The organism is Pseudoalteromonas sp. NFXS53, from assembly GCF_056629255.1.
Map to the genome: position 1 here is coordinate 25017 of NZ_JBWVBR010000012.1, position 17488 is coordinate 42504.

General features: G+C 40.9%; 12 protein-coding genes. 6 read left to right on the forward strand and 6 right to left on the reverse strand.

The annotated features are described in order from the left end of the window. Positions 1-46: 46 nt before the first annotated feature. The 4 genes from AC1HJP_RS13430 (at position 47) to AC1HJP_RS13445 (ending at position 6655) form a co-directional block, all read left to right on the forward strand. A complete protein-coding gene (locus AC1HJP_RS13430; RefSeq protein ID WP_480362260.1) occupies positions 47-2119 on the forward strand; it encodes a TonB-dependent receptor plug domain-containing protein in 2073 nt (690 codons plus the stop codon). A 262-nt stretch (positions 2120-2381) separates the two neighbouring features. Next, on the forward strand, positions 2382-4274 hold the full coding sequence (locus tag AC1HJP_RS13435; RefSeq protein ID WP_480362261.1) for an alkaline phosphatase PhoX: 1893 nt from the start codon (positions 2382-2384) through the stop codon (positions 4272-4274). Positions 4275-4359: 85 nt separating this feature from the next. Further along, positions 4360-5967, forward strand: a complete 1608-nt coding sequence (locus AC1HJP_RS13440; protein ID WP_480362351.1) for a hypothetical protein — start codon at positions 4360-4362, stop codon at positions 5965-5967. Between the two features lie 4 nt (positions 5968-5971). Beyond that, positions 5972-6655 carry a manganese efflux pump gene (locus AC1HJP_RS13445; protein ID WP_480362262.1) on the forward strand — a complete coding sequence of 228 codons (684 nt, stop codon included), beginning with the start codon at positions 5972-5974 and terminating at the stop codon, positions 6653-6655. Positions 6656-6950: 295 nt separating this feature from the next. Here the strand turns inward: AC1HJP_RS13445 and AC1HJP_RS13450 are convergent, their stop codons facing one another. The 5 genes from AC1HJP_RS13450 to brnQ all read right to left on the reverse strand — a co-directional run bounded on the left by AC1HJP_RS13450 (position 6951) and on the right by brnQ (position 14621). After that, positions 6951-9272 (reverse strand): TonB-dependent receptor, encoded by a 2322-nt coding sequence (locus AC1HJP_RS13450; RefSeq protein ID WP_480362263.1) that lies wholly within the window; start codon positions 9270-9272, stop codon positions 6951-6953. 220 nt (positions 9273-9492) lie between these two features. Continuing rightward, positions 9493-10263 (reverse strand): substrate-binding periplasmic protein, encoded by a 771-nt coding sequence (locus tag AC1HJP_RS13455; protein WP_480362264.1) that lies wholly within the window; start codon positions 10261-10263, stop codon positions 9493-9495. 142 nt (positions 10264-10405) lie between these two features. Continuing rightward, positions 10406-10810, reverse strand: coding sequence for a hypothetical protein (locus AC1HJP_RS13460; RefSeq protein WP_480362265.1), 405 nt, complete (start codon positions 10808-10810; stop codon positions 10406-10408). A gap of 141 nt (positions 10811-10951) precedes the next feature. Beyond that, the gene (locus tag AC1HJP_RS13465; protein WP_480362266.1) at positions 10952-13192 is read right to left on the reverse strand and encodes a DUF5916 domain-containing protein; all 2241 of its coding nucleotides are present in this window, start codon (positions 13190-13192) and stop codon (positions 10952-10954) included. 139 nt (positions 13193-13331) lie between these two features. Beyond that, positions 13332-14621: a branched-chain amino acid transport system II carrier protein gene (brnQ, locus tag AC1HJP_RS13470; protein ID WP_480362267.1), complete on the reverse strand. Its 1290-nt coding sequence runs from the start codon at positions 14619-14621 to the stop codon at positions 13332-13334. A gap of 319 nt (positions 14622-14940) precedes the next feature. Between brnQ and AC1HJP_RS13475 the strand changes: the two genes are divergently transcribed. Together AC1HJP_RS13475 and AC1HJP_RS13480 are read left to right on the forward strand one after the other, a co-directional pair. Further along, the gene (locus AC1HJP_RS13475) at positions 14941-15357 is read left to right on the forward strand and encodes a hypothetical protein (RefSeq protein WP_138560060.1); all 417 of its coding nucleotides are present in this window, start codon (positions 14941-14943) and stop codon (positions 15355-15357) included. A 94-nt stretch (positions 15358-15451) separates the two neighbouring features. Then, on the forward strand, positions 15452-16054 hold the full coding sequence (locus tag AC1HJP_RS13480) for an outer membrane beta-barrel protein (RefSeq protein ID WP_480362268.1): 603 nt from the start codon (positions 15452-15454) through the stop codon (positions 16052-16054). 64 nt (positions 16055-16118) lie between these two features. On the opposite strand, the gene AC1HJP_RS13485 is transcribed toward AC1HJP_RS13480, so the two are convergent. Next, positions 16119-17279 carry a lactonase family protein gene (locus AC1HJP_RS13485; protein ID WP_480362269.1) on the reverse strand — a complete coding sequence of 387 codons (1161 nt, stop codon included), beginning with the start codon at positions 17277-17279 and terminating at the stop codon, positions 16119-16121. Between the last annotated feature and the right edge of the window lie 209 nt (positions 17280-17488).

The window sequence follows — 17488 nt, forward strand, 5'->3', positions numbered from 1 at the left end:
AGCGTAAATTACTGTCATTAAATAAACGCATATTGAGGATGCAAAAATGACTTTTATTAAATCCACCTTAGCTGTTTTAGTTGGCACCTTCGCGACAAACGCTTTAGCTAATACGCAAAATAACAATGACGACGACAAAGCAAATATAGAAAGTATTACTGTGGTGGCTTCTAAGCCTGACGGCATAAAAATCAGTTCTGGTAAGTTATTGTCTCTACCCGGTACGGGCAATGATCCATTAAAAGGTCTTGAAGCATTACCGGGTGTGGTATTAGCAACGCCCAGTACAGGTGGCCCAGTTGCACAGCCTGCCATTCGCGGCAGCTCTGTGAGTGACAATTTATATCTAACTGACGGACTTGAGATGGGCTATGTGTTTCACAATGATGGGATCAGTGTCTACAACCCATTATTGATAGAAAGCTTTGAGTTAAAAACAGGTGCGTGGTCGAGCCAATACGCCAATGCAAATGGCGGTGTGATTTTAACTGAGCTGAGAGATCCCGACGCAGATAACCCAACCAATGTCTTAAATTTAAGTTTCTTTAGAAGTGGCTTTTTGTATGAGCAAGCCATCGCAAATAATGCAGCTTTTTATGTGTCTTTTAGAGAAAGCTTAGTGCATACCTATGTCGATAACTTTATTGAAGACGAAGATTTTTCTTTTGCGGTGCCACCACGAAATCGAGATTACCAAGCCAAACTGATTTGGGATTTAGATGACAACAATGTGATCAGAGCGACCGCCAGTGGTGCGAAAGATTACATCGAAATTGCCTTCGATGCTGATGGCAGAGATATAGGCAAAAACCCAGATTTGGCATCGGGCGAACGTTATCAAACGTATTTTCATAGCCAAGCAATCAGTTGGCAGAATTTTAATGGTGATTTCGAAACCACCACTAGCTTAAATTTACTGACGCAAAACCAACAAGAGCGAGAAGGGGATGTGTTTCGATGGGATGCAGACATTACCAAAGTTATTTTAAAGGCTGACAGTCAGTATCAAGGCGAAGACGTTGACGTGCTATTTGGCGCCAAGGTGCAATCGACAGAAGTCGATTATGTCAGTAGTGGGCGTCTATTACCTTGTAACTTAGAGTTTGAAGTGTGCCCGCCGAGTTATTTTAGTGATATGTTTGCCGAAGAAGGCACATTAAAATTTGAGCAGTACCATGCTTATGTTTCGGCGAACGGAGATTTAAGTGCAAATTGGGATTACCAAGTGGGTGTTGCGCTACTTGGCACTAATAACAACAGTCAAACTTATCTGGAGCCACGCGCACGTGTAGGGTATCGATTAAACGACGCACATAAATTGAATTTAAGCGCAGGTATACACCATACATTGATTGATGATTATCAATACCTTATTGAAGGTTATGGTAACACTGAGCTCGAAGCCAGTGAGGCAACCCATATTGTACTCAATCTTGAATCGACCCTTGATGACGGGTTAAGTATGAAAACAGAGCTGTTTTATAAAGCGCTTGATAACCTTGTAGTTGCAAACCCGAATGCGCAAAAGCGCTCATTAGCACAAGATGTGTCTGGTTTTACTCGATTTGAAGATGTCGCCAGTGGCACAGCCTATGGTATTGAGCTTTTGGTGAATAAACAGCTTTCAGATGATTGGTTTGGTTGGGCGAGCATTGCCTACAGTAAAACTGAGCGAGACAACCCGCTGACACAGCAAAAATTTAACTCTGAATTTGACTTGCCTTGGGTGGCGAATATCGTACTTGACTACAAGTGGGATGAAAACTGGCAAATAGGCGCGAAGTGGCGTTTCCAAAGTGGCCGAAGATACACGCAAGTAAATTCTGCAACGCCTTATGTTGAACCAAACAGTGCTACTAGCGAGCCATTATTTTATGTGCCAAACTACGGCGAGTTTAACGCTGAGCAGTGGGGTAACTATCATCGTTTAGATATTCGTGCTGATTATAAAACCGAGTGGTTTGGTCTCGACACCAACTTGTATATCGAAGTGTTAAACGTGTATGGCTCAAGAGCAGTACAGGAGCTCGAATATAACGCGGCTTACACTGAGTTTGAAAAAGACTATCAATTTCCAGATATGCCACTGCCATCAATTGGGATCAGTATGACTTTTTAAAGACAGTTGTCATTTTGAAAAGGTGTTTAAAAGAGGCTTAAAAGCCTCTTTTTTATTCTGTTAAAGTCAGTAAATATCTGGTCTTCCATTCGTTTTATATTGTTTTTCTAATAAAGAAATACGCTTGCCTAAGATGACGATTGTAATAGAAATTGCGTATTTAAGTCATTGAACTGTAATTGATATTTAGCCTAACTTTAAAATAGAGCCTCTATTCTAGCCTGCGTTTTAAACCCAACAAACAACGTAGCAAGGTAAAAAAATGAAAACGAATGGATTAAAGCTCAGTGCGCTCACACTCAGTATTTTGGTTGCATTATCAGGGTGTATCGACGGTGATGACGGTGCGCAGGGCGCGCAAGGTCCACAAGGTGAAACGGGTCAACAAGGTGTGCAAGGTGAAGTAGGTGAAACAGGTTCACAAGGTGAGGCTGGCGAAACTGGCGCACAAGGTGAAGCAGGCGAGAATGGTCTTGATGGCACAGCTGGTAAGTTAACACGCTTAGCAACAGTGCCTACTGGTGCTGAAGTAACGGGTATCTTCTTAACGAAAGAAGGCGACTTGTTCTTCAACGCGCAACACCCTTCTGATAGTAATGTAGAAAAAGATGATTTAAACGACAAAACATACCATACAGGTACTGTAGGTGTTCTTGCTGGTGTTAACTTTAATAAGCTACCAAAAACATTGGTTGACTCGCCGGTACCTTCAAGCGAGAAAGAGCGTCAAACAGTGATGTCGGCATATGGTCAGTATCAAATTCTTGGTCAAACTGGCGATACTTATGCGGGTAAATTGCAGTCTGGTTTAGGTCATATCTACTCACATCAAGATAATCAGTTAATCCTAGAAAACGATATGCCTGATTTCAATGGTTTCATTCCTACAGGTGAGGGTAAAGGTTATCTGTTCACTAACTGGGAAATGTACCCAGGTGGTATGAGCCGTTTAGCATTAACGAAAGATGACAAAGGCATGTGGTCAGTTGATGATGCCATGATGCTTGATTTTAAAGGTGTTCACGGCACGGCAGCAAACTGTTTTGGCTCTGTGACGCCATGGAATACACCACTTACTTCAGAAGAGTGGATTGTTGACACATCGGTTAATTCTACAACGAGTGCAAGCTGGAATAATCAGTCTGAAATTGACACAAGCATCTTGGGTTACATGTGGAAATTAACGGCACCAGACGCGCCAAACCCATACCGTTATGGTTACATTGCCGAAGTACAGAAGCCTACAGAGGCTGAACCAGAAGTGGTTAAGCACTATGCATTAGGTCGCTTTGAGCATGAAAATGCAACAGTAATGCCAGATGGTAAAACAGTGTATATGTCTCAAGATGACACTGGTGGCGTACTATTTAAATTTGTTGCCGACACACCAGAAGATTTAAGTGAAGGCACGCTTTATGGCGCGAAGTTAATACAAGATGCAGGACAAAATGACCCTGCAACTACAGGCTTTAGTGTTGAATGGAAAGAGATTGGTCGTGGCGATAATGCCACAATCGAAGCTTGGATCGCTGACTTTGATGGCATTGGTACTGAAGACTATGTTGAAGGCGAAACTAGCTACATGACTTTGGCTGATGTTGAAGCGTGGAAAAGCGGTGAGGCGACATACCCGACTGTTGAAAACGGTGGTGGTAAGGTCACCGCGGGTGCACCAATGGATGACCGAGTGGTGTTCTTAGAGTCTCGTCAAGCTGCTATTGCAAAAGGTGCAACAGCAGAATGGCGTAAGCTTGAAGGTATTTCGATTAATACTGATCGTGCTAAAGAAGCCATTGAAGGTGTAAATACCATTGCTGACGAAGAAGTTACTGAAGCGTTTGTTTACATCGCGATTGCTGATTTAGATAACACAATGACAGATGGCAAAGGTGATATTCAATTATCAAACCGCGTAAAAGACTGTGGTGGTGTTTACCGAGCTAAACTAGAAGCGGGTTATAACATTAGCCGTATTGAACCTGTTGTGATGGGTTCAACTTTCCGTGGCTCTTTCAAAGATGCGACACGCTGTGATGTTAACCAGTTGTCTCAGCCTGATAATGTGATTGTAATGGATGATGGCCGCATCATTATTGGTGAAGATGGCTTCCAAGAAAACAATACATTATGGCTATACGAGCCAGTAAAGAACTAATCCAGTTGTAGCAGAGATCGTCAGATCTCTGCTTTTTTCATCAGTGGTAATCATCATGCGAACACGATTAATTTGGCTATCATCTATGGCCACTGCACTTCTTACAGCGTCATGCTACGGACATGAAAGTGCAACTGAGTACAAAAACACTAACACGCTCAAGGCGCTCGACTTTATTAAAAATAATGAGATTTATAATCCAGAGTCAGTGATCCCACCTCAGTGTTATACCAAAACTGAAGGCAAGCATAACCCATGCATGGCATGCCATCAGAGCTACCCCAGTAATGATAAAAGACCCAATATCATGAATGATGGTGACTTGCAGGGGGACTATCAATTTTCTGATGAGGGCATGACAAACAGTTGGAAAAACTTATTTGTTGATCGCACTTTAAAAATAAAGGGCATTGACGACGCTTTTATCAAAAAATGGATCAAAGAAGATAACTACTCCGAATTTATAAAAAGCCATCCAACCCATCCGCAAATTAATGCAGTCGCACTGCAAGATTTATCTACTCCTGATAAAGCTTTTAATCAAAATGGCCTTGCTGTTGATGGCAGTTATTGGGTGGCATTTAACTACAAACCATTTCCAAGTACCTTTTGGCCAACCAACGGTTCTACAGGCGATGTAATGATCCGCCTTGATAAGTCGTTTAGGCAGTTGAAAGGCGAAGATAGCCTAGACGTGTATTTTGCTAATTTAAGCTTACTTGAAATGTCTATGAAGCGATTAGACAGCATCACAGTACCTAATATAGATGAAAGAAAGCTACAGGTTGACTTAAATGGTGACGGTAAGCTTTCTGTGATCACGACAATGCAAAAACGTAGTCATTATCTTGGTGACGCAAAGAAAGTGCCTTTAACAGATATGTTATATCCGCAGGGGACCGAGTTCTTACATACTGTTCGTTACATTGGCGTTGACGAAAATGGCAAGCCATACAATGCAGAGCGCATGAAAGAAGTCCGCTACATGAAAAAACATGCCTTTAAGAATAACCGCAAAGTAGCGATTACTTATCACAGAGAGGCGAAAGAAAAAGAGTTTGAACAGCTCCCTCGCACAATTAACTTGCGCGAAAGGGGTATAGATAACGGCTTTAGCTGGACCATAAACGGCTTCATTGAAGATGAAAAAGGCCAGTTGCGTCAACAACATTATCAAGAATTACAGTCATGTAATGGGTGTCATAAAACTGTGGGTACAACCATAGATCAAACGTTTTCTTTTGCTCGCAAAGTTGAAGGTGCTAAAGGGTGGGGCTACATCAACCTGAAAACACAAAAAGACACGCCAACACTGGGTCAACAGCAAGGTGAGTTTTTAACCTATCTGCAAAGAGTTGGCGGGGGCGATGAGTTCAGACAAAACAAAGAAATGCTGCGAAAGTGGTTCAATCACGATGGCTCGGTTAAAATAACGCAGGTGCAGGCATTACCGAATATTTATGAACTCATCATGCCTTCAACACGCAGAGCGCTCGATTTAAATAAAGCCTATTTTACGATCATGAAAGAGCAAAGTTATCTGTTTGGTCGAGAAGCAACATTGGGTGTAGCCACGAATGTGCTTGAAAAAGTGGAAGATAATATGCCACCACTAGAAGAAGACTTCAGGTATGGCTTTGATATTCGACTTGATTGGGCGCAGGCTGAAAATAGCGAACCCTTAAAGGAGTAACGGTATGGAGCTACTGCTTGAATTTCTCTTTGCCTGTTTGCTCATGGGATTAGCGATTGGGCTAGATGTTGCCATAGTCACAGCACTTTATAGTAAACAACTGAGCGACAAGGCAGTGAAAGTGCGTTGGGTGGTGGGTGTTACTGCAACCCATACTTTGTTTCCAATGTTTGGTTATATGCTGAGTTATTTTGGTTTGAAATGGCTACCGAGCATTAGCCCCATCATTGGTTTAGTTGCATTCGCGTTTATTGCTTATTTTCTGTATCAAGAGTTGCAAGACTATCATGAGGGTGATGAGGCCAGCTTTACCCATAAAGCAATTTCATGGGCGTTGATCATCGCAGTGAGTTGGGATGCGCTTTGGTCAGGACCGGCGAAATCGGCGCAGATCATCAATTGGCCGGAATCATTGGTGTGGCTGTCATTTTTTGTAGTAGGTGGATTAGTGTTGTTGTCATCGCAAATCGGCTTATTGCTTGGCCGCTATTTGCTTGCGTCTCAGAAAGATCCCAAGGTGAATCGAGGCTGGCACTGGTTGCAATATTCGACCATAGCTTATTTTGGCTTATTAGCTTTATTTAGGTATACATTTAATAGCCAGGTTCATGATGGCGCGATATTTATGTTGGCTGCAACACTGGTTGGCAGTTACGTATTTTATCCGGCGAGGCAAAATAGAGACTAGTCTAAAGGCGGCTTTTACTCGTGAAGCTTATATGGGCAAGCTGCTTTTATTCACATGAAGTTTTTTATTCGCATGAAGCTTTTTATTCGCATGAAACAAAGGGGTTAGCGCAGTTCTGGCTACCCCTTTTATCTTTTGCAAAGGAAATAGGAAAATTCATATTTACAACTAGCTAGCCTGAAATTCAGGCCATAAAAAGTCAAAATCGCAACACAAAATGACTATTTGATCTGACTTTAATTAACTATAGACGAAGATATGCAGTTTCGCTCATTTGTTGAGCTAATATCTTTACTTAAAACTGATATTGAATACTGACTCCCGCTTGCCTTGGTGGTGCGAGATAAAACTCTGCGACACCAAATGACGCTGTAAAGTCGTTTGAACCGATAACATGATATTTGTCTGTTAAGTTGGTAACAAACGCAGTGACACTGAGTGACTCGCTGATTTGATAGTTTGCAGATACATTCACCAGAGCTATGCTCTGTTGAGTTGCAAAAGGACTATTAAAGACGTCATTGTAAACTTTACTTCGATACGCCCAGTCTAGACGAGTTGAAAGCTGCTGGCCATGGGATAACTCCCAGTTATATTTAACACTCATTGAGGCTGTCCACTTAGGTGTTTTAATCAGTTTGCTGTCTGTGGTGACTTCAGTAGCTGTTCCAACATCGGTAAACTTGGCATCTGTATAAGATAAACTACCAGAAAGAGTAAAACCGCTGTCAGTGATGCGCTCAAACTCTATTTCAGCGCCCTGAGTTTCAGTATTACCAACGTTATCGATAAATATTTCGACGCCAGAATCCTCGCCTGACTCTCCTCCTCTTAATTGCATGTCTTTGTGTTTCATAAAGAATGCCGTTGCATTTAATCTTAGAGTGTTATCAAACCACTGAGAACGCATACCCAGTTCAAATGCGGTTAAGTATTCGGGATCAAAAGGTCTGGCCGAAACGGGCGTATTAGCCACACCATTAAAACCGCCAGATTTGAATCCGCGGGACCCCGTTAGAAATAGCATCAAATTGTTTGAAGCTTGATATTGAACACTGGCTAAAGGCGAAAATACCCGCCAGCTTTTTTCTATTGGACCTTCTGGGCTCGTATCAGTTCTTTCTATGGCGACAACTTGGGCAATATTTCGGGTTGTAATGACTTGCTGCTTTTTCTTCTCACGGGTGATACGACCACCTAAAGTTAACGTCCATTGCTCATCAAAGCGATAGTTACCATTGAAAAAGGCTGCGACACTTTCACTCTCAATGTCATTATTGAATGTGTTATCTAAGTCGAGTCCGATATTTAAGGGGTTACCAGCGCCTCCAATTGCTGTCGGGTTGCTTAACGGAGAGCCATCAAGTGGGCCGGGTATGGTTTCTAGCCCAAGATACAAGCCCTCGATAAAAGTAAAATTAAACAAATAGTGAATTTCTTCATCAATGGCAAACAGGCCTAGTAACCAATCGAACTGGCTACCGACACTGCCTGTTAAATTAAACTCCTGACTTGTTTGTTTTTGAGTTTGGTAGTCTCTGGTGACGCCAATATTAAACGAGTTATTGTCAAAATCACGACCATATACGGCTTCAAGGCTTCGATAGGAGCTAATCGACTTGAGCTTAAGCTGATCTGAGATATCCCACTCAATATTTGCTTTGTAGCCATATTGATTCAGGTGATTTTCATTTTCATCAGTAGAGGCACTGCGAAATTTATCATCAAATACGGTCAGTTTAGGATAAGGGTCAATTGCAGGGGATAATTCAGCGACACTGTTATATAAAACAATGAGTGAAGCATCATCATTCTTTTTAGGGAGCACTGAGGGCGCACTGCCATTGTTTTGTCGTTGTCTATCATAACTCAATTCAAAATTTAGCTGCTCTGATTGTTTAAAATTCAGTTTCGCAATGACATTGAGATCGTCTCGGCCGCCTTCTTTATCACCATTCACACGGGTGACAAAACCTTCTCGATAGTTCTTCGACAAAGCTAAGCGCGCAGACACGTTATCATAAATAGGAGAATTGAAGATAACAGAGGCATCTTTTCGGTTAAATTCGCCGATGGTCACCTGACCATTAAACAGTTTTTTGTCAGTGACTTTATTTGTGAACACATTAATGGCGCCACCAATGGTATTTTTTCCAAACAGTGTGCCTTGTGGTCCTCTTAAGACCTCAATGCGATCAATATCTAAAAAGCTGTAAATACCACCGGCTGAGCGGGCATGGTAAACACCATCTATATAAATGCCAACACTCGGATCTGTGGTTGGAATAGGGTCCACTTGTCCAACCCCTCGCATGGTGATCCCCGCACAATGCGTACAGCCTGAGTTCTCGCCTACCGTGGTAATTTCAATGTTGGGAATAAAGTAAGAGGCTTCTAATAAATTGGTTAAGCTGCGCTCTTTCAAAAAGCGATTTGACATGACAGAAACTGAAATGGGAGTGCGTTGCAAGTCTTCTTCGACTTTTCGAGCTTCGACGGTGACATTGATTAGTTCACTCAGCGACAAAGAAAATAAGTCTATTTCTTCATTGATATCTGCTACTACAGTGCATGGTAAACAGGTCAAAAATATAAAAGTCGCAACGCGAGTTTTCATTTTAAAAACGTAGTTCAAGGTAAGAGTCTCAACTTGAATAAACGATTAATTAAGTGTAGTTGAAGTGCCTTAGGTTTGTTGCGTAAATTTAAATTTTCAAAGGCCTAAAGCGAGCAGGTTACAAGTTTTTAATATTTTTTAATGGGTTTAGATACCAAAAAGGTGTTTATAGTGCAGTAATTTACAATAAAGATGGGTGGTAGCTCAGATTTTACCAGCCTTAAGTATTGGACGTCGTATAGCGATGAATAATTGTATTAATCTCTTCTTGAAGTAACGAGATTGCATTATTAATTTTGAGAATGTCTTGTTCAGAAAAGCGTTCACGATTGAGCATAAAGTGAATGGGGTTGTCATTGACTATATAAGGGTGAAGCTGAATGTTACCGCCTCGGTACGTAGAAAAGTAGTAAAGCCCTGCCATTTCATCTTCGACCAAAAACTCTACTCTTTTTAAATGCACCATGCTCATGCGCTGTTTAATGCTTTTTACAAAAGCAAACTGTGACTTGTTTTCTGGTTTTTGAAAGTGCCCATCAAATTCATCGCCGTAAAATGCACCAGGGTTTATCACAAATGACATTTTTCGGTCGAACAGCGTTTTTAAGTCGTTGATAGGTTCAACGGGGAGGTGAGTGAATAACCGCATTCTTTCGCGTCGATACGGCGCTGTAAAAGCGGCGATCTTTTCTCTTTCATGATTAAAACTTGAAGAGGGAAGCGCATCAACTAAGCCAATACTAAGCTCTTTTATGGCTCTGTCGGTGGTTGGTAATCTAACAAATTCAACGCAGTAGCCTGCTGTTTGAAACACTTTTCGGCTGATATCTATTTCAAGACCAAAGGCTCTGTCTTGTTGATACATGACATAAGGCGGCCAAGTCGCACCAATGCCCACGTGCACGGTTTTGTCTTTGGCACATTGCGCAAATAAGTTATGGCTGAATAAGAATAGGAAAAAGCAAACACTCAGTCGCAATATAAAGCTCATTTATCAATATCATGATTATCAATTGAGTATAGACAGAAATTAAATCGTAAGGAATTGGTTGAGACGAAAACAAAAAGATAAGGTGTTTTATGTAAACGCTTATCTTTTTGCTAAGAATATTCGGGTATTAACCGCTATAAGCTTATGGGCAGGTTGACATATCTTTTGATAATTCGCTGATGAAATTACCTGATTTATCAAGATAGCGATAAACCATGGTCACGCCATACTCTTTGAATGCTTTTAAGTCTTTATTGCCGCACAGTGGCTTTATTACTATGTCTTGAAGCAGTGTTGTAAATTGATTGGGGTCTAATTGCTCGACACTGTAGTTAATCATAGTGTTGTTATAAATAATATGGCTGCTAAATGTCGCAACAGAGTCTAATCGTGTTTCTTCATCTAACATCACAGGCCCGTTTTTATTTAACATTGCTGCGGTTTTTGTAAGCTCAACAGATAGACTTCGTTGATCAACAGTTTGTGTGGCGAAACCGTTAGCGCTAAATAGTAAAGTGGCAAGCAGAGAGGGTTTGAATAAATCCATTTCGTATCTTCATTATTATTAAAAAACGAATAATACTCGAAAAAGGGGACGAAAATCTATGTAACAAGTTACTTTTGATAGTGAGAGCCCCAAACCACTTTACTTTAAAAGTAAGGTGGTTTGAGGAATGTAGAACGTTTTTTAAAAACGATAGCGAATTTTGGCTACAAAGTTGTCACCAGTTCGATTGTCCCAGCCCTCTTTGAATAGCGAGAAGTTGCTCTGATCTAAATCATCGATAGATTGCCCGCCACGGCTGTAAACCAAATAGATGTTAGAAAGCGGAGCAATCTCATAACGGTAGCGAATTTGTAGTCGTGTCGTTGAACGAGAAAAGTCACTTACTGTTGTGTTGGCATCGTATAGGTCGCCATGGTTATTAATGGCAAATAGGTTACCATTTTTACCCGTTACACTGACCCATTGGAAACGCACTCGAACTTCTTGCTTGTCATCGATGGTGGCGTCAAAATCTAAGCTGTTTTCTAATTGCTTGTAGTCATAACGAGCCAGCTGGTCATCAATCCAATATAAGCTTTGCTTTTGCTGCACAGCCCATAAACTCCATGATACTCGGTAGTTATCGGTGAAGTAGTAGCTTGGGTGATAGTGGAAACGACCGCCATCGCCTTCACGGTCATAACTTTGTAGACCAAAAGCGACATGGTGACGGAATTTGTTTTGGCTACCAAAGTTGTACTCAGTGAAAAACTCGCGGCCTGAACCTAAATTAAAATCGCCATTGCCACGGGTTGTTCTGTCATCAAGGCCTGATGACGTATAGTCGAAACGCCAGAACCAGAAAGCACTGTCTTTGTACTCTTCGGTACCTGTTATTCCCATTTCAGTTCTTAGATGATCGCCATCACTGTTGTGATCGCGCATAAAGTAACCTTCAACACGACGTTGCTTCAAACTGCTGCTTTCATCAAAATCGGTGAAGTAACGTTCGTTGTTATACCAAACACGTTGTAAATCTGAGCGTGATAAAAAGCCTAAATCATTGACTTGAAACTCTTCATCGTAAACCGTGAAGTTTAAGCGTTGCTGCCAATTATCACTGAATTTGTGCACAAAGTTCAGCCATGCGCCGTAGCCGTCGACTTGATCTTTATGTTTGTCAGAATCAACAAAGCTGCCGTTTACTTGCGCACGAATTTGCAGTGTATCAGACACGTCAGTACGGTAATCGACACTGTGAACTTGAGACTCACGGCCCTGTGTCGCTTTATCTGCATAAGTAACTAAATAGCCTACTTGAGAGTCGTCAAAACGGTGTTGGGCACGTGCTGTGGCAAACTTGTTTGATTCTTTATCGTTAAAATGACCGTCATCTTCAAATACAGCCATTACACCAAAGTCATTATTTTGGCCATTCGACGTATACTTAACTGCGGCATCAATGTCGCCATAAACACCAATTCGACGAGTGTGAACTAGGCGCATACCGGCATTACCCTGAATATCGAATAAAGCTTGGTTTTCTGTGAAGAAAGGGCGACGTTCAGCAAAAAAAGTTTCAAATGGTGAAAAGTTAACGACTAGGCCATCAGATTCGACCTGACCAAAATCAGGGTTTAATGCCACACTCAATTGCTGGCTAGCATCTGGTCGCCAGAAGATATCAACACCGATATTGCTGTCATCGGTATCATTAAGCATATCGTTTTGGTACGTTGCTGAAGCGAAGATATCTAAAGATGAGCTGGCGTGGTTCGCCACTTTAATTTGACTGAATTCACGCAAAAAGTCAGGTTGACTCGATGAGGTTGGTGCATGGCTGTAACTTTTATTCGACTTTACATCATGACGGCGAACGTAAATGCCCATTTGGCGATTGTCACCGTCAATTTTGGCCATTGGCGCGACATTCCAAGGGATCAAATATTCAGCTACCCAACCGGTGTCAGTTTGGCTGGTTTTACCAAACCAGGTGCCATCCCAGTCACTTTTGAAACGGTTATTGTTTTGCCAAATACCGTCGCGCATTGAGCCACCATTTCCTAGCGCAAAGCCATAAGCGGTGTTTTTACCATTATCAAAGTCGATAATAAGCTCAATAAAGTCACTTTCTAAATCACTGTCACGGGCGGTACGCATCGAGGTTTGCTCATCGAGTGCTTGCGTGGCAATAACGGCAACATGTATACCTTCTTCACTAGAGAAGTATTTTACCTGAGTTTGCTTATCAGCTTGAGCAAGGGTGAATGGGCTGGTGGTTTTGTCTAAGTTGATGATCTGAGCGTTTTGCCATTGTACTTCGTTGAGTACGCCATCGATTTGGGCGGCAAAGGTGTTTGGTAATACAAAGGCACTTGAAAGGGCGATGGCAACGGGAGAGCGCTTTAGCCATGTTTTAAGTGTATGTTTTATTTTTTTCATTTCTTTTCCCTGTTTTTGCTGGTGGCATTATATAGAGAAAAACCGAATGAAAAATGAGAAGGCCAACTTTTGCGAATATAAATTGTAAAATTATATTACTTATCGCAAATCGTTGGCCTTAGATTATTTGTTATGCTCTTTAAACAGCAGCTTGAGCTGTATTCTCTTTGCTTTGGAACAGCATATTTGCGACTGCAAAAACAACTAAAGTCGGCACAATCCAGCCAGCATTGTATTGATATAAAGGTAAGTAATTTACAAATACAGTATGCAGTTGCTCTGGCATATTACCAAGGATCTTGAGTGCATCAATGATACCGCCGGTGATAGCGGCTGCAATGGTCAAACTGTAAACCAAGCCATTGAACGGACGCTTTAAATAGAACAGGCCCAATAGAATAATACTGATAGCAACAGGGTGAAGTACGACTACAAGTGGCAATGTAATGGCAATTAGTAAGTCTAAGCCTAAATTAGCCACCAATGTTGTAATGGCGACAATCGTAATGGTGCTGGTTTTGTAGTTAATACTTTTGAAGTTTTGACTGGTAAACTCTGCACACGCACAGGTCAAACCTATGGCTGTAGTCAAACAAGCAAGCGTTACAATCACACCCATTAATAAAACACCTGGCGTGCCATAGATCCAATTCATGTAATTTGATAGTAGCGCACCCCCATTACTTTCCACAATGCCGTAATTTGCACCCACAAAAGCGATTGCAATATAAACGAAGCACATTGCAACACTAGAAATCAGCACAATTTTGATCAGGTTTGGCACAACAGGCGCATTAGGGGCTGCACTTTTAAGTGCATTGATCACTAACCAGCCGAAGCCCACAGCACCTAATACGTCCATGGTCATATAACCTTCTGACAGGCCAGAGGCAATTGCGAAAGATTGGTATTGCTCTGCGGTGTTTTCGAGTTGCCCGTGCGGGTATAGAAACGCACTAATGGCGATAAATAACAGCATCAGTAATAAAACCGGCGTTAAGATTTTACCGATCCTGTCCATTAGTTTGCCTGGGCTAAGCGCAAAGAACAGCGTGGTTGCAGCCATTACTAAAGTGAAAGGTAACAAGGCCCAATCGGCGAAAAATGGTTTGGCAATAAACTCAAATGACACACTAAATGTTCTTGGTAATGAAAATAGCGGGCCAATTGATAGAAACAATATACCCCAAAATAGTAAATGGCCTGCGCGTGGCAGTTTATTGGTTAGCGCTTCGCTACCGCCCATGTAGCCTATGGCAATAAGGGTGAGGGCAGGTAATCCCACTGCAGTGATTAAAAAACCGATAGTTGCTGGCCAGAAAAATTCACCTGAGCCTTGGCCTAATTGTGGCGGAAAAATAACGTTACCCGCACCTAAAAATAACGCAAAGGTCATAAACCCAAGCGTTAATAGAGAAGACTTTGACATGAAAACCTCGTAATAACCTGTCAGTCAATTGAGCGGCGCATTCTAGGGATTATTAGGGACAATGCAAATTTAGGCTGTGCGATTAAAAAATGCAGATGAGAAGGGAATCTAAACAAAGAAATAAATAAAAACGAGTAGGGAAGATAATTGATATTTTTTGCATAAACTATTTATGAATACCGTAAATCAGATGGTTTTATTTTTATTTGAGCGTTTAGTGCTTTTACACTTTTATACAACTTCTCACGACATTTGACGGACTCTCACAGGTAATCGCGTTAACTTAGACTCATCAAAACAAACACCTTAGGCACTTACAATGAATGCAGCGAAAACACTAATCTCACTTTCTTTAGCGACTCTATTAACCGCGTGTGCGCACCACAATAATGTGCGTCCTTCGGACAGTGGCGAGCATTATGTGAAGCTCACGGCACAAACAAAATCTGAAGCCGGTAATGAAGCATTAAAACAGTCTAAGCACTTTTGTGATGAGCAAGACAAGAAAGCCTATGTACTGAATGAAAACATCACTTATGTCGGCAGCATGCCTGAAGAAGAATATTTACAGAATTTAAATATCGCCAGCGCGGTAGAAACAGCGGGCACAGTACTTTGGGTATTAGGTGAAAATGCAGTTGATGATGTGGGCGCAGCGATGTCGATAGGGGGTGGCATCGCTGAAGATTCAATGGGCCAACCTTATGAATTGGTGATGAGCTTTACGTGCCGTTAATTTGTTTACAATGTATTACATTAATGGCTTACTCTATGCAGAGTAAGCCATTAAAATTGCGACGAATTTTTAGGAATGGAATATAAGGGAAAAAATGAAAATTCGCGCAATCCTTCTAGCAACTTCGCTAATCTCTTCTTCAGCTTTTGCAAGCAACATTAACTTTGATTATGTTGAGGCAGGCTATGCCACTATGTCGTTTGATGACTCCAGATTTGACCCAAAAGGTGTTGGGTTGAAGTTCAGTAAGCAAGTAGAAGAAAGTTTTTTAATCAAAGGCAGTTATATATTAACAACAGACTCAGATGATAATGATGATTATGAACTGAGTCAGTTGTATGCGGGTGTTGGTTTTTTAACGCACCTAGAGGAAGATAAAATTATTGAAGTATCTCCCTACTTTGGAAAATTAAAAACAGAAATTGAATATTCATATAGTGGAGGTAGTGATAAAAGTTCTTACGATGCAACAATATATGGTTTAGAAGCCAATTATCATTTCGCTTTTAATGAAGCCTTAAGCATGCTTGTTGGTGTGGGGTATGAGCATTTGGATTTTGATTATTTGTCAGAAAATAATGCAGTATATCAAGTACAGTTAAACTACAATTTTGCAGAGAACTTTACACTGAATTTTGCTCACAGAAATGCAAACGATTACAAAAATACCGGTTTAAATATCCGTTATAACTTTTAATTTTAACCTTAGTTAAAATTAGATATTTAAAAGGGCAACGTTAGTTGCCTTTTTAGTGCTTAAATTATTCGGTATTTAATTTAAACACCGTTATTGCATCAGATTTCGCCCATGTTGAGACTGCATGGGTCGAGTTAATAAATTCAAGCGCAGTGGCTGATTGCAGACCGCTTGGTCTTAGGCTTTTTGAATGCTTTAGTAAAGTCTCATTTATCTGAAATTCATCAATGCGATGGCTTTGCTCTGAGAAAGTTAAAATCGCGTTTTCGCTTCTAGATGGCGTAACTTTATTCAACCCCTTGATCTCATGCTCGTCTTTACTTACCACTTTTACAATTTCAAATGCTTGTTCGTGGTTTTGGCGAGCCAAAACAATATCGCTGTTTATGGCATCGACCGCAACAAGACAGTGCCCGTTGCCAGTAAAAGTCACAGAAATCGGCATATCAAATGAGTGCTTTAAAGTTTGATAATAGTGAAACTTCCCAGCTTTATTACGTTTATAAACAGATACGGATTTACCATTCATACCTGCGACAGCCAAAAATTGGCCTGAATGATTGGTTGTCACAGAAACCGCACCTGAAAGGGCTGCATCTTTGTTTGTACGAATTCGTTGAGACAGTATTGGTTTACCATCTTGATTCAAGTTAAATACACTAACACCATGGCTGACGGTTGCAGCGATAAACAATTGATTAGTATTGTGATTAATAGCTAGCTCATAACCACCTAAGAGCCCAACCGTATCTTGCTCTGGTTTGATGGTTTCAGGTTGTTTAAATACTTGTGCAAAAGGCAGATTATCAGACAAAGTATGTTGTAACGTTAATCCTGTTTTTTCAGAATAGCTAAAGTGTAGCAGTGCGCTGTGGTAATAACTTAATACATAAACGTTTTGACCGCTGTCGTCGCTCACCACAGAAAGTGCGCCCTCGAGTTTTATTTTGTCACTGCTTTTAATCGTTTGCCTATGTGAAAGCGAAAAGTCAGGGTTTACTTTAAATACTGAAAGCGAGTTATCATCGGCACTGACAACAAATGCCCGTTTCTTATCTTTGCTTAATGTAATGTCTCTCGGATTATCTAACCCATCTACACCTTGAAGATTGTCTTTTAAAACGAAGCTTGGCGTTTGAGTCGTAATAAGATCATTAGCACTGGTACCAATTGAAATGAATGATATTGCTAAGAGAAAATAGAGATAACAGCGGGTTGTTTGCAAAATTGACGACCAAAGCGTTTAAATAATTTGCGGCTATCATGTCATTTTTACTTCTTACTTAAAACAAGCATTTTCTGAGCTGTCTCAATTAGCACAATATTAATACCGAATATTAATTGATCTGAGTCAATTTAGTGTTTAGTATATTTTAAAGTTTCAATAATTACTGAAACTTTAAAATGTTAGCTGAGGAAGGAATTCAGTTAATG